This is a genomic window from Yersinia intermedia, assembly GCF_900635455.1.
GTDB classification, from domain to species: Bacteria; Pseudomonadota; Gammaproteobacteria; order Enterobacterales; family Enterobacteriaceae; genus Yersinia; species Yersinia intermedia.
Genome location: NZ_LR134116.1, coordinates 1,769,062 through 1,783,327, shown reverse-complemented (window position 1 = coordinate 1,783,327; position 14,266 = coordinate 1,769,062). Strand labels below are relative to the sequence as shown.

Here is a 14,266-nt window from a genome sequence, read left to right as displayed (position 1 = left end):
CAGGTTCCTGTTAACTGGTATGAGTGACAACGCCGAGAACCCTCCCGGCGTTGAAACTGTATGAATAAACAGGAGTGTAACCAAATTACTCAGGTTTTGCACCTGCCTGTTTACCGCGTTTTAATGACTAGGCGGTTACTCTGCTTCACTTCTTCCATGACCACATAGGTACGAGTGTCATTAACGCCCGGCAGGCGAAGCAAGGTCTCACCGAGTAATGTACGGTAAGCGGACATATCTGGTACGCGGGTTTTCAACAAATAGTCGAAATCGCCGGAAACCAGGTGACACTCTTGAATTTCCTCAAGATTTTTAACAGCGGCATTAAATTGCTCAAACACATCCGGAGCGCCACGATTCAGAGTAATCTCAACGATAACCAGCAATGACGCATCCAAATACTGTGGATTAAGCAGTGCGGTATAACCTTGAATGAAACCCTGACGCTCTAAGCGGCGAACTCGTTCCAAACATGGCGTTGGTGATAACCCGACTCGTTTTGAAAGCTCAACGTTAGAGATACGTCCATCCTTTTGTAATTCATTCAGGATGTTACGATCAATACGATCAAGCTCTTTCCCCGGGCGTTTTTTATTATCTATCATCTTATAGTCTCTCTTAATTTCCTTGAGTCTGTGACATGCTCTTATCGTGTTTATACTCAGAGCCTGCTACAGACAACGACCCGCAGCCTGTTTTATGCAAATATATCAACACGTTGTTATCTCACACCCTGTCTGTCCAACTGTATGCGAGGTACTCGATGATTATTAGCGTTGAGGAAGAGGTAGCACATCGCGAACCACGGCAGAAACGTCCCCCTACCGTTGTTCGAGAACTTATTCCACCCGCCACCCAGCATTAATCGAAAACGTTCCAGGGTTTTCGCTTGGTATCACTGACACCAAATCTGAAATTATGGCGCGCAGATAATTTCTTCTTCCTATGATGTTTTCGCAAATGCGCAGCCGATTGTCAAAGTAAAAGAAGTTAAATCAGTAGAACGTGCCAGAATTAAAATCCCAGAGTGTTTCCCTTCGCTATTTTTTCGCCCTAAATTTGCTATAAAATGGTGCAAAAAGGCACTGTCGGATTACGGCTATTTTTTTAGCTGTCGGCTTACAGCCCACATATTTTATAGGGTTAACGCTTTTCGGCACGATTTGGTGCACAACGTAAAATTGAATTTTGGTCCAATTTACCCACGACCTGACTTCGCTTCACCGCTAACTGCCGATTCTTAATACATTTAGTTCATTAAATAGGCATTACCTATCAAACAAATCGCTAACAACATTTTTGTCTGCTTTTTTTAATGCACAATTTTCCCTACAATCGCTAACATTGTCCGCCATTGTGGGAAAGAGGTATTCATGAGCACGGCTAAACATAGCAAATTGATTATTTTGGGTTCTGGCCCTGCGGGTTACACTGCGGCGGTTTATGCTGCGCGCGCCAACCTGAAACCTGTATTGATTACCGGAATGGAGAAAGGCGGTCAATTGACCACCACTACCGACGTAGAGAACTGGCCCGGTGATCCTGAAGGCTTGACTGGCCCTGCTCTGATGGAGCGGATGCATGAGCATGCCGTAAAATTCGAGACAGAAATTCTGTTCGACCATATCAACAGCGTAGATTTGCAAAACCGCCCATTCCGCCTGTTTGGTGATGGTGCTGAGTACACCTGTGATGCGCTGATTATTGCTACAGGAGCCTCTGCCCGCTATTTGGGGATGGCGTCAGAAGAAGCATTCAAAGGAAAAGGGGTCTCTGCCTGCGCAACCTGTGATGGTTTCTTCTATCGGAATCAGAAAGTGGCGGTAGTCGGTGGCGGTAATACTGCCGTTGAAGAAGCGCTGTATCTGGCGAATATCGCGGCTGAAGTTCATTTAATTCATCGTCGTGATAGCTTCCGCTCAGAGAAAATCCTGATTGATCGCCTGATGGAAAAAGTAACCAACGGCAACATCGTATTGCACACTGACCGCACGCTGGACGAGGTGCTGGGTGATGAAATGGGTGTGACGGGTGTGCGCCTGAAGTCAACCAAGAGTGATCAAACTGAAGAAATTGCAGTTGCAGGGGTGTTTATTGCCATCGGCCATAGCCCTAATACTGCCATCTTTGGTGATCAACTGGCACTGGAAAATGGCTACATCAAAGTTCAGTCAGGTATTCAGGGTAACGCAACACAAACCTCTATTCCGGGTGTGTTCGCTGCGGGCGATGTTATGGACCATATTTACCGCCAGGCAATTACCTCAGCCGGTACCGGCTGTATGGCGGCGCTGGACGCAGAACGCTATCTGGATGGGCTAGTAAACGATAAATAACGATTCCGCACGGGGATCAAAGCGCTATGTGGCGGGTGGTTTACGATAAGTAAACCACCCGTTTTTTATTTTCACTCACCTGCATCCCAATTAAAAACAGTTAATTACTCCTGTTGTGGAATGCGGCGGCTATCACAACCTAATGGTTTCACCTCGCGTCATGACAAGGTAATATTGCCTTTCGCGAGTTTGCCACCGTCAACGGTGACAGACACTTTTTGATATTTTCTAGCTCCCTGCGCAGATAAATTGCCTGATGAATAAAACAAGACAGTATGAGTTGATTCGTTGGCTGAAAAAACAAAGCGCCCCCGCGCAACGTTGGCTCCGCCTGTCCATGTTACTTGGCCTCCTCAGCGGGTTATTGATCATCGCTCAGGCATGGTTACTGGCCACCCTGCTGCAATCTCTGATTATCGACAAACTCCCCCGAGCGGCATTAACTGCTGATTTTTGGTTACTGGCAGGTACTTTTGCATTGCGCGCGGTGATCAGCTGGTTGCGCGAACGGGTAGGATTTATCTGCGGAATGAAAGTTCGCCAGCAGATCCGTAATGTCGTTTTGGACCGATTAGAACAGCTCGGCCCTGCGTGGGTGAAAGGTAAGCCCGCCGGCAGTTGGGCGACCATCATTCTGGAACAGATTGAAGATATGCAGGACTACTACTCCCGCTATCTGCCGCAGATGTATCTGGCCGTATTTATTCCACTGCTCATCCTGATTGCCGTCTTCCCTATCAACTGGGTGGCAGGTTTGATCTTGTTTGTCACTGCGCCCTTGATCCCGCTGTTTATGGCGCTGGTCGGGATGGGTGCCGCCGACGCCAATCGGCGTAATTTTGTCGCACTGGCGCGGTTGAGTGGCAACTTCCTTGATCGCTTACGCGGATTAGACACGTTACGGTTATTTAACCGCGCAAAAGCAGAAACAGACCACATTCGCGACGCCTCAGAAGATTTCCGCCGCCGCACCATGGAAGTGCTGCGTATGGCATTCTTATCTTCAGCCGTACTAGAATTTTTCGCCGCCATCTCCATTGCCGTGGTTGCCGTCTACTTTGGTTTTTCCTATTTAGGCGAACTGAACTTTGGTAGTTATGGTTTGGGCGTCACCCTGTTTGCTGGTTTTCTGGTATTGATTCTGGCCCCCGAATTCTTCCAACCACTGAGAGATTTAGGCACGTTTTACCACGCAAAAGCTCAGGCGGTGGGCGCAGCGGAATCGCTGGTCACATTTTTGAGTAGCGAAGGCGAAGCAATTGGTCAAGGTGACCAAGTGCTGACAGGTAACCAAGCTATCACCCTGGAAGCCGATCAACTGGAAATCCTGGCTCCGAATGGCGTCCGATTGGCAGGGCCGTTGACGTTCTTATTACCCGCAGGCAAACGCGTTGCCATTGTTGGCCTGAGTGGCGCAGGTAAAAGTTCATTACTCAACCTGCTGCTGGGCTTTTTACCTTATCGCGGCTCGCTGAAAGTTAACGGGGTTGAATTACGCGAACTGGAAGCACAGGCATGGCGTAGGCAATTAAGCTGGGTTGGCCAAAACCCACATTTGCCGGAGCAGACACTGGCGGCCAACATTATGCTGGGCCAACCAGATGCGTCACACAGCCAATTGCAACAGGCGGTGGAGCGTGCCTATATCAATGAATTCCTGGCTGATTTGCCACAAGGGCTGAATACTGAAGTCGGCGACCATAGTGCACGTCTCTCCGTTGGGCAGGCACAACGTGTTGCCGTTGCCCGTGCCTTACTGAACCCGTGCCGCTTATTGCTGCTGGACGAACCCACCGCCAGCCTTGATGCTCACAGCGAACAGTTGGTGATGAAAGCGCTGGAGGAAGCCTCCCGCAGGCAGACGACGCTGCTGGTTACCCATCAGTTAGAAGATACGCTAGGTTATGATCAAATCTGGGTAATGGATCGTGGCCTTTTGATTCAGAAAGGTGATTACTCCACACTCAGCCAGTCTGACGGTTCATTTGCCAATCTGCTGTCCCATCGCAGTGAGGAGCTTTAATTATGCGCGTACTTCTTCCTTTTTTGGCGTTGTATCGCCGCCATTGGTTCCTGATTTGTCTGGGTATCGTGCTGGCAATTGTCACGCTGCTGGCGAGTATCGGCTTACTGACATTATCAGGTTGGTTCCTTGCAGGTACCGCCATCGCTGGCCCTGCTGGATTATATACGTTTAACTACTTGCTGCCAGCTGCCGGCGTCCGAGGGGCGGCAATCACCCGTACGGCAGGCCGTTACGCGGAGCGAGTTGTCAGCCATGACGCGACATTCCGTGTTCTGGCACATCTGCGGGTCTTCGCTTTCCAGAAGATCCTGCCACTCTCCCCTGCCGGGATTGCCCGTTTCCGCCAAAGTGAACTGCTGAACCGCTTGGTCGCCGATGTCGATACCCTCGATCATCTCTATCTGCGCGTCATCTCACCGCTGGTGGCTGCCATCGCAATTATTGCCGCCGTGACGTTTGGTCTGAGCTATCTGGATGTCAATCTGGCCCTGACACTGGGTGCCATCCTGCTGGGGTTATTACTGTTAGTTCCATTGATTTTCTATCGTGCCGGTAAGCCCATTGGTCGTGACCTGACGGACCTGCGTGGTCTTTATCGTTCGCAACTGACCTCTTGGTTACAAGGGCAGGCCGAGTTGTTGGTATTCGGTGCGTTGCAGCAATTCCGTGCTTCTTTGCAAGATATTGAGCAACGCTGGATGAAGCGCCAACAACAGCAAGCATCCTTGGCTGGTTTAGCGCAGGCGTTAATGATTCTGGCTACTGGCCTGACGGTCACGCTAATTTTATGGCTCGCCGCTGACGGTATTGGCGGGAATAACCCACCCGGGGCATTACTGGCACTCTTTGTTTTTACCTCTTTAGCCGCATTTGAAGCCTTGCTGCCGGTGGCTGGTGCATTCCAACACTTAGGGCAAGTTATCGCTTCCGCGACCCGCGTAGCGCAATTGATGGAACAACAGCCTGAAGTGACATTCCCGACCAATGGCCCAGTGGTTACCTCACAGGTGGCGCTAGAAGTGACAGGGTTGAGTTTTACCTACCCGCAGCAGCCATTACCCGTTCTACAGAATATATCGCTGTCACTGGCCGCAGGGGGGCATATTGCGCTACTTGGGCGCACTGGCTGTGGAAAATCCACATTGTTACAATTATTAACCCGTGCCTGGGATGCCAGCCAAGGCAGTATCACGCTTAATGGGGAACCCTTGGCCAATTATGACGAAAACACCTTGCGCCAGATGATGACAGTGGTTAGCCAGCGGGTACATGTCTTTAGCAGTACGCTACGTGAAAACCTGTTACTGGCTTGCCCCGCTGCGTCTGATACACAGTTGAAAACGGTTTTGGAACAAGTCGGGTTAGCTAATTTGCTGGATAACAGTGAGGGGCTGAATGCCTGGATGGGGGATGGCGGTCGGCCACTCTCTGGCGGTGAACAACGGCGTTTGGGGATTGCTCGAGCCTTGCTACATCCGGCCCCACTGCTGCTACTTGATGAGCCGACTGAGGGGTTAGATGCTGAAACGGAACAACAAATTCTGGCGCTACTCCGCCAGCACTGTCAGCACAAGAGCCTGATCATTGTCACTCATCGCTTGTACGGGCTGGAATATATGGACCGAATCTGTGTGATGGATGGTGGCAAGATTGTTGAGCAAGGTGATCACCATAGTTTACTGCACAACAAAGGGCGCTATTACCAATTCCATCAACGCCATTGAACAGTGCAGTGCGTGAATTGTGGGTGAGTCACCTGAATGCGAGCAGGTAATTAGCATCATTCGCGCTAATATGAATAAAAACCACTGAAGAAAAAGTGGTATTCATTGTTATTTATTATACCCAGCGAACTTAGCATGGCAGCTAACAATGCTGTGATTTTAAGTTCGAAGGCGATGGGCTTGAAGATATTACCAGGGGGATTTATGCGCATCACACAGCTCTCTTCTCAATCATTTGCCTTTCCCTCACCTGAGCTGGCACTGCGCGAACCTAATGGTTTGCTGGCTCTTGGGGGCGATTTAGCCGCTCCTCGCCTGCTGGCAGCTTACCAGAAAGGGATTTTCCCTTGGTTTAGCCCTGGGGAGATGATCTTATGGTGGTCACCGGACCCGCGCGCGGTGTTATTCCCAGAAGATTTGCATATTAGCCGCAGTATGCGCCGCTTTCTGCGCCGTTGCCCTTATCACCTCACGCTTAACCATGCTTTTGCCGATGTCGTCAAAGCTTGTGCTTCGCAACGTGATGAGGGGACGTGGATTGGCGAAGATGTACAGCAAGCTTATTGCCAATTACATGCCCTAGGGCACGCGCATTCGGTTGAAGTTTGGTTGGAAAATGAACTGGTTGGCGGATTGTATGGCATTGCAATGGGTAAACTGTTTTGTGGAGAATCGATGTTTAGCCGAGCTGACAATGCTTCAAAAAGCGCATTAATGGTTTTTTGTCATCATTTTACCCGTCAGGGTGGAGAACTGATTGACTGTCAGGTCCTCAACGCTCACACTGCGTCGCTGGGTGCGATTGAGATCCCACGAAACTTTTTTATGCAGCAGTTGAGTCAACTCCAGTTTAGTCCACTACCGGCTGAATGCTGGTTACCGCAATCGTTGAATTTTTCATCCACGATGCAGTAAAGATCAACCGTTGAGAAAGTACCCCACATTAGGCTTTATCCCCTCTTACCGGCAGACTAATTTTGCTGAAATGGTGCGATGACCGCCAACACTTCTTTACATAATGTGGGTTTTTCGGCATTATCTTGCCGGTTAAAAACTAAGGTAGTTACACCTAGAGGATTCGATGGCCAAAGAAGACAATATTGAAATGCAGGGCACCGTTCTTGATACGCTGCCGAACACCATGTTCCGCGTTGAATTGGAAAACGGGCACGTGGTAACCGCTCATATCTCCGGTAAAATGCGTAAAAACTATATCCGCATCCTGACGGGTGACAAAGTCACTGTAGAGCTGACCCCGTACGACCTGAGCAAAGGCCGCATTGTCTTCCGTAGCCGTTAATCGGCTAATCTGTCGTCAGTTTAAGACTGGCGAGCTCTGAGGATGTAGTCCCCCTCCGGCGCCCTTCCCATTTATGGCAAGGGCGTTTTGCGTTTTCTTTTGTTTACCGATTGAGTAGGTTTATTCATCGTGAAATCAATAGTGAAATGCAAAGTCACTAATTGTGGAAAACAAAAAGGACGATAAGTTTATAGCTTATCGCCCTTTTTTATTGCCCGATATACTTGACGCTGTAACGGTGTAACGTCTATATCACCCGATACTCGCTATTGGGGGCATATTACATTTAATGAACGGCACCTTCAGTTTTACGTTTCTGCGCACTCTGAAACTCATAAGCCAGTTGTTGTTTTTCTTTATCCAGCCCAACAGTGACCGAGCCACCATCAACCAGAGAACCAAATAACAACTCGTTGGCCAGCGGTTTCTTCAGATTCTCCTGAATTACCCGCGCCATTGGTCGTGCGCCCATCGCCTTGTCATAGCCTTTATCAGATAACCAATTACGTGCTTCTTCACTGACCTCCAATGACACGCCTTTAGCATCTAATTGCGCCTGCAACTCAACGATAAATTTATCGACGACCTGCTGGATAACGGCAGGTGACAAGTGGTTGAACCAAATAATGTTATCTAACCGGTTACGGAATTCCGGGGTAAACACTTTTTTGATCTCTTCCAGCGCGTCAGTGCTGTTATCTTGCTGTTTAAAACCAATGGAGGTACGTTGCGTTTCGCGCACACCAGCATTGGTGGTCATCACCAAAATGACGTTACGGAAATCGGCTTTGCGCCCATTGTTATCCGTCAGAGTGCCGTTATCCATCACCTGTAGTAACAGGTTAAACACATCTGGATGGGCCTTTTCAATTTCATCCAGCAGCAAAACTGCATGAGGATGCTTGATAACCGCATCGGTCAACAGACCACCTTGATCGTAGCCTACATAACCTGGAGGCGCACCAATCAGGCGGCTGACAGTATGGCGCTCCATATATTCGGACATATCAAAACGCAGCAGTTCGATATCTAACGCTTTGGCCAATTGCACCGTAACTTCCGTTTTACCCACCCCCGTAGGGCCTGCAAACAGGAATGATCCCACCGGCTTATGCTCATGCCCTAATCCTGCGCGGCTCATTTTGATCGCCTCAGAGAGCGCATCAATGGCTTTATCCTGACCAAACACCAACATGTTCAGCCGGTCACTCAGGTTTCTCAGCACATCACGATCACTGGCAGAGACGGTTTTCTCAGGAATACGGGCGATACGAGCCACTACGGATTCAATGTCTGACACATTGACAGTTTTCTTACGTTTGTTAAGTGGCATCAGGCGGCTACGCGCACCAGCCTCATCAATCACATCAATGGCTTTATCCGGTAAATGGCGGTCATTAATATACTTAACCGACAACTCCACCGCTGCGCGTATCGCTTTCGCGGTATAACGCACATCATGATGTGCTTCATATTTCGGCTTCAGGCCGTTAATAATCTGAACGGTCTCTTCCGGCGTCGGCTCAGTAATATCAATTTTCTGGAAACGCCGGGCCAGCGCCCGATCTTTTTCAAAAATATTGCTGAATTCCTGGTAAGTGGTGGAACCAATGACCCGAATTTTGCCACTAGAAAGCAGTGGTTTAATCAGATTAGCTGCATCAACTTGCCCACCGGAGGCAGCACCTGCGCCGATAATGGTATGAATTTCATCGATAAACAGAATGCTGTCTTTATCATTTTCCAACTGTTTCAGCAGCGCTTTGAAACGTTTTTCAAAGTCACCACGGTATTTAGTTCCGGCCAGTAGTGAACCGATATCCAGTGAGTACAATGTACATTCCGACATCACTTCAGGAACATCGCCCTGCACGATACGCCAGGCCAGACCTTCCGCGATAGCCGTTTTACCGACACCGGATTCCCCAACTAACAGCGGGTTATTTTTACGCCGACGGCACAATACCTGAATAGTACGTTCCAGTTCTTTGTCGCGACCGATAAGTGGATCAATGCCCCCCACGCGAGCCAGTTGATTCAGATTGGTGGTGAAGTTTTCCATACGGTCTTCCCCTCCTGCCTGCTCTTCATTTACCGGGTTTTCTGCATTCGGTGCCTGACCCGGTTCGTCCTTACGAGCGCCGTGGGAAATAAAGTTCACTACATCCAGACGGCTGACATCATGCTTACGCAGCAGGTAGGCCGCCTGAGATTCTTGTTCACTGAAGATGGCGACCAACACGTTGGCACCCGAAACTTCATTGCGCCCAGATGACTGGACGTGGAAAACTGCACGTTGTAACACGCGCTGGAAACTGAGCGTAGGCTGAGTGTCACGCTCTTCCTCGCTAACAGGTAATGTTGGTGTGGTTTGTTCGATAAACGCTTCCAGTTCCTGGCGTAACGCCACCAGATCAACCGTACACGCCTCCAGCGCTTCCCGCGCAGCCGGATTGCTTAGCAATGCCAGCAATAGGTGCTCCACGGTCATAAACTCGTGTCTGTGCTCACGCGCTCTGGCGAAAGCCATATTGAGACTGAGTTCAAGTTCTTGATTGAGCATAGGCACCTCCCAATAATTGCCTTAATCAGGCTTTTTCCAGCGTACAAAGCAATGGATGCTCGTTCTCCCTGGCGTATTGATTCACATGTGCGACTTTTGTCTCTGCAACTTCGGCAGTAAAAACACCGCAAATCGCCTTTCCTTGATAATGCACATTGAGCATCAGTTGTGTTGCACGTTCAATATCATAAGAAAAGAACTTTTGCAGAACGTCAATCACAAATTCCATCGGTGTGTAATCGTCGTTGTTAAGTATAACTTTATACATAGACGGCGGTTTGAGCGCCTCTTTCTGTTTATCTTTGACTAAATGTTCAAAATTCAGCCAGTCGTTATTGTTGCCCATTGCCTGCCCATCGTTTCACAGAACCATACAGGAGCAATACCTCACTCCGGTTATAAGACCATTTCGTGCAGATATCTATAATTATTTTAACATCACTTATGCCATAACGCCGCCAGAGAAAGAAGCCGGTTTTTTTGCGTTAAAAGTGATTAAATTGTAACCAGATAAACGCAATAGCGTTAGCTACATCAAACTTTGAATAACTGCCTCGGTCAGACAAAAGCCCTCCCCTTGACGTTAAGACCATTTCCACTAGAGTGTATTTTCGTGAGCTGTTGGAGTTTTAACCAATTCGCGCTCACTTTAACCAGTGATTACCTCATCTCAAACTAGAATAGCCTTGCGAGGAACGTAGAAGTATGGAGACGGGTACTGTTAAATGGTTCAACAATGCCAAAGGTTTTGGCTTTATTTGCCCTGAGGGCGGCGGCGAAGATATCTTCGCTCACTATTCAACTATTCAGATGGATGGCTACCGCACATTAAAAGCCGGTCAGATGGTTAACTTTGATGTCCATCAGGGACCAAAAGGAAACCATGCCAGCCTGATAGTTCCACTCGGGTTAGATGTCATATTGCAAGAAGCCATACCGCAGGAACTCGCTGCATTGGCCTGACACCACGCATTCACTCGCCTGCACCTGCGGGCATACCATCACCGAAACAGTCTGGTGCCAACGGTATTTCCCAGGCGGCGTGTTGCTACTAACATCGATTACGATTCAAAATGCCAGCCAACGATGACTGGCATTTTTATTTCTAATACTTCTAATATGCGGCCATATGAACCAAGATCAATCCTTTGACTAATCTATTCACAAGCTAATTTATTCACGGGCCAATGCATCAATCGGGTTTAGCCGAGCGGCACTGCGCGCGGGTAGATAACCAAACACCACGCCTATCACTGTAGAGCACAAAAATGCACTGAACAATGCAACCGGCGGGAAAGCTATCTGCCAGTTAGGCAGGAACATCTCCACAACCAGACCAATAGCAAAAGATAGCGAGATACCCAGTGCTCCACCGACCAGACAAACCAGAATTGCTTCAATCAAAAATTGCTGCATAACATCACTGGATCTCGCCCCTACAGCCATGCGGATACCGATCTCTCGAGTACGTTCGGTCACCGAAACCAGCATAATATTCATCACGCCAATCCCCCCCACGACTAATGAAATTACTGCCACCAGTGTCAGGAACAATTGCATAGTGCGGGTAGTTTTTTCCGCCGTTTGCAACAAGCTATCCATGTTATAGGTGAATATGTCTTTCTTACCGTGGCGCATCGTCAACAACCGCACCAACTGCTGCTCCGCCTCTTTACTGCTATATCCCTCTTTAATTCGGATGGTTATCGAATCAAAATAGGCACGCCCCATCAGACGGCTCGCCATGGTGCTGTAAGGTACCCATATGCGCAGCGCTTTACTGCTGCCAAACATGGATTGCTTTTCTTCCACCACCCCAACGACAGTGGCAGGCATATTCCCCACCAGTATGACTTGCCCTACAACATCCTTCATATGAGGGAACAAACGGCGTTGGGTATTGCGGTCAATAACAGCTACCTGCGACTGGCGTTCAACCTGCTCATGGGTAATGGCCGTTCCCTGTTCGAGTTTCATACCGAACACCCGGAAATACTGCTCACTAACCCCAGATACGCTGGCGGCAACATCAATATTGCCATAGCGGAGCCGCATACTGCCTGCGATGGTCGGGGATACAGCACTAACGTAGGACTGTGCTTTCAGTGCGGCCATGTCGTCATAAACCAATGCCTGCCGGGTACTGGGGTCGTCATCGCCGAAATCTTTACCGGGATAGACATCAATAGTGTTAGTGCCAATAGCCCGGATATCAGCAAGAACCAGTTGCTTCGCCGCATCCCCAACCACCAAGATAGAGACAACGGAGGCAATACCGATAATGATGCCTAACATGGTCAAGGCCGTGCGCATTTTATTCGCCGACATGGCACGCCAGGCCATTAATAATGCCTCGCGAAAACGGCCTGCCAGTTGCTGCCATGACGGTGCCGGTGGCGTCAGACTAATTGCCTCAGAAGCGGCCACTGCTTGCACCGTTTTCGAACCTGAATCCGCCATAATGCGGCCATCTTTTATTTCGATAACCCGCTCAGCTTGAGCCGCAACAGTTGGGTCATGAGTAACAATAATGACCGTGTGCCCCTGCTGCTGTAGCTGTTTTAAGATAGCCATAACTTCAACGCTGGAATGACTATCCAGTGCACCAGTTGGCTCATCAGCCAGAATCACCTGCCCGCCATTCATCAGGGCGCGGGCGATACTGACACGTTGCTGCTGCCCACCGGATAGTTGGTTGGGTTGGTACCCGACACGGTCGCCCAGCCCCAGGCGGGTGAGTAACATATTGGCCCGCTCGCGACGTTCGTTTTTACCCAAACCGGCATAGACCGCCGGAACTTCCACATTGTGTGCAGCACTGAGATGCGGCAGCAAATGATAACGCTGGAAAATAAAACCAAAGTGCTCACGGCGCAAAGCCGCTAGTGCATCATTATCTAATACTGCCACATCCTGTCCTGCGACGCGGTAAACACCAGCACTCGGCTTATCCAGACAGCCCAGAATGTTCATCAGCGTCGACTTACCCGAACCAGAGGCACCGATAATTGCCACTAGCTCACCGGCATTAATTGTCAGTGAGACATCCTGTAATACATCCACGGTCTCTTCACCGGACTGATAGCTACGACGGATGCCGTTTAACTCAAGCAATACCGTCATTAGGCTTCCTCCGTGCCACCGCGGCTAACGATGACCTCGTCACCAACATTCAAACCAGAAATCACCTGTGCATCAACGTTATTACGGATACCAATCGTCACTTCCCGTTTCTCTTCTTTGCCGTCTTTCAGCACCGCAACCTGATAACGGTTAGTTCCCAATTCATCACCTAAGGCCGATAACGGAATAACCATCGCCTGTTTTACGTTGGCAAGTTGAATTGAAACCTGCGCAGTCATTTGCAGGCGCAATAAGCGATCAGGATTCGGCACCTCAAAACGTGCCGAGTAGAAAATGGCATCATTTACTTTTTCTGGTGTTGGTTGAATGTCTTTCAACACCCCATCAAAGTGTTTGCCGGGATCACCCAGTACGGTAAACGAGGCTTTCATCCCCGGTTTCAGATGAATGACATCCGCTTCTGATACCTGCGCATTCACCAACATAGTGCTCATATCCGCCAACGTCAGAATATTCGGTGCTTGTTGCGCAGCGATCACTGTTTGCCCCTGCAAGGTGGTGATTTGCACTACATCGCCATCCATTGGAGCTGAAATTTTGGTGTAATCGAGATTGATATTGGCTGTATCCAAACTGGCTTTAGTCTTATTAATTTGCGCATTAATCGTCTCTACCTGCGCTTTTTTCACTGCCAAACTGGTACTGGCCTGATCCAAGTCTTGACGTGATACCACCTGTAATTTTGCCAGATCCTGTTGACGGCGCAGTGTGACCGCGGCCAGTTGCATTTCAGCCTTTGCCTGTGCCAACTGAGCATTCAAATCCTGTAGTGTCGCCTCCACTTCTTTAATTTGGTTCTGTGCCTGTTGCGGGTCGATCATCGCCAGCAATTGCCCTTGCTTAACTTGATCGCCAATCTCCACATACAGTTTTTCCAACTGGCCACTGACCTGTGCACCCACATCAACTTTACGCACCGCATCAAGTTTACCGGTTGCCAGAACATTCTGTTGCAAGTCACGGTTGGCAACTTTTACTGTTTGGTATTGCACCGGGGCCGGGGCCGTCAGATGTCTGATGAGGAAAAAACCACCCATAATTAACACGGCAATTACGGTAAACCATCGGCGCTGACTGCGACTGAACTGCATCAAATCAATTACCTTCCTTATTCGTTAATTTTTCAATCTGCTGAAAATAGCATCGGAAATTCTCATTTAACTAAACCAAATA

The 14,266-nt window shown here is 49.1% G+C and carries 11 protein-coding genes; 6 read left to right on the top strand and 5 right to left on the bottom strand.

What is annotated here, in order from left to right:
* Positions 1 to 110: 110 nt before the first annotated feature.
* On the bottom strand, positions 111 to 605 hold the full coding sequence (gene lrp, locus EL015_RS08180) for a leucine-responsive transcriptional regulator Lrp (RefSeq protein WP_005184714.1): 495 nt from the start codon (positions 603 to 605) through the stop codon (positions 111 to 113).
* Between the two features lie 768 nt (positions 606 to 1,373).
* Here lrp and trxB point away from each other — a divergent pair.
* The 5 genes from trxB to infA all read left to right on the top strand — a co-directional run bounded on the left by trxB (position 1,374) and on the right by infA (position 7,386).
* Positions 1,374 to 2,336 carry a thioredoxin-disulfide reductase gene (gene trxB, locus EL015_RS08175; protein WP_005184715.1) on the top strand — a complete coding sequence of 321 codons (963 nt, stop codon included), beginning with the start codon at positions 1,374 to 1,376 and terminating at the stop codon, positions 2,334 to 2,336.
* Between the two features lie 256 nt (positions 2,337 to 2,592).
* A complete protein-coding gene (gene cydD, locus EL015_RS08170) occupies positions 2,593 to 4,359 on the top strand; it encodes a heme ABC transporter permease/ATP-binding protein CydD (RefSeq protein ID WP_005184719.1) in 1,767 nt (588 codons plus the stop codon).
* 2 nt (positions 4,360 to 4,361) lie between these two features.
* Entirely contained in the window at positions 4,362 to 6,086 is a 1,725-nt protein-coding gene (gene cydC / locus EL015_RS08165; protein ID WP_032906181.1) for a heme ABC transporter ATP-binding protein/permease CydC, read from the top strand.
* A gap of 204 nt (positions 6,087 to 6,290) precedes the next feature.
* The gene (gene aat, locus EL015_RS08160) at positions 6,291 to 7,001 is read left to right on the top strand and encodes a leucyl/phenylalanyl-tRNA--protein transferase (protein WP_032906183.1); all 711 of its coding nucleotides are present in this window, start codon (positions 6,291 to 6,293) and stop codon (positions 6,999 to 7,001) included.
* A 166-nt stretch (positions 7,002 to 7,167) separates the two neighbouring features.
* The gene (gene infA / locus EL015_RS08155) at positions 7,168 to 7,386 is read left to right on the top strand and encodes a translation initiation factor IF-1 (RefSeq protein ID WP_002211347.1); all 219 of its coding nucleotides are present in this window, start codon (positions 7,168 to 7,170) and stop codon (positions 7,384 to 7,386) included.
* 286 nt (positions 7,387 to 7,672) lie between these two features.
* Here infA and clpA read toward each other — a convergent pair whose 3' ends face one another.
* On the bottom strand, positions 7,673 to 9,949 hold the full coding sequence (gene clpA, locus EL015_RS08150) for an ATP-dependent Clp protease ATP-binding subunit ClpA (RefSeq protein ID WP_005184736.1): 2,277 nt from the start codon (positions 9,947 to 9,949) through the stop codon (positions 7,673 to 7,675).
* Positions 9,950 to 9,974: 25 nt separating this feature from the next.
* Positions 9,975 to 10,295: an ATP-dependent Clp protease adapter ClpS gene (gene clpS, locus EL015_RS08145; protein ID WP_005184739.1), complete on the bottom strand. Its 321-nt coding sequence runs from the start codon at positions 10,293 to 10,295 to the stop codon at positions 9,975 to 9,977.
* 359 nt (positions 10,296 to 10,654) lie between these two features.
* Here clpS and cspD point away from each other — a divergent pair, with 359 nt between their 5' ends.
* Positions 10,655 to 10,912: a cold shock-like protein CspD gene (gene cspD, locus EL015_RS08140; RefSeq protein WP_005184741.1), complete on the top strand. Its 258-nt coding sequence runs from the start codon at positions 10,655 to 10,657 to the stop codon at positions 10,910 to 10,912.
* Between the two features lie 210 nt (positions 10,913 to 11,122).
* Here the strand turns inward: cspD and macB are convergent, their stop codons facing one another.
* Both macB and macA read right to left on the bottom strand, forming a co-directional pair.
* Positions 11,123 to 13,072: a macrolide ABC transporter ATP-binding protein/permease MacB gene (gene macB / locus EL015_RS08135; protein ID WP_005184744.1), complete on the bottom strand. Its 1,950-nt coding sequence runs from the start codon at positions 13,070 to 13,072 to the stop codon at positions 11,123 to 11,125.
* On the bottom strand, positions 13,072 to 14,184 hold the full coding sequence (macA, locus tag EL015_RS08130; protein ID WP_032906184.1) for a macrolide transporter subunit MacA: 1,113 nt from the start codon (positions 14,182 to 14,184) through the stop codon (positions 13,072 to 13,074). The genes macB and macA overlap by 1 nt, the downstream gene beginning before the upstream one ends.
* Positions 14,185 to 14,266 lie beyond the last annotated feature (82 nt).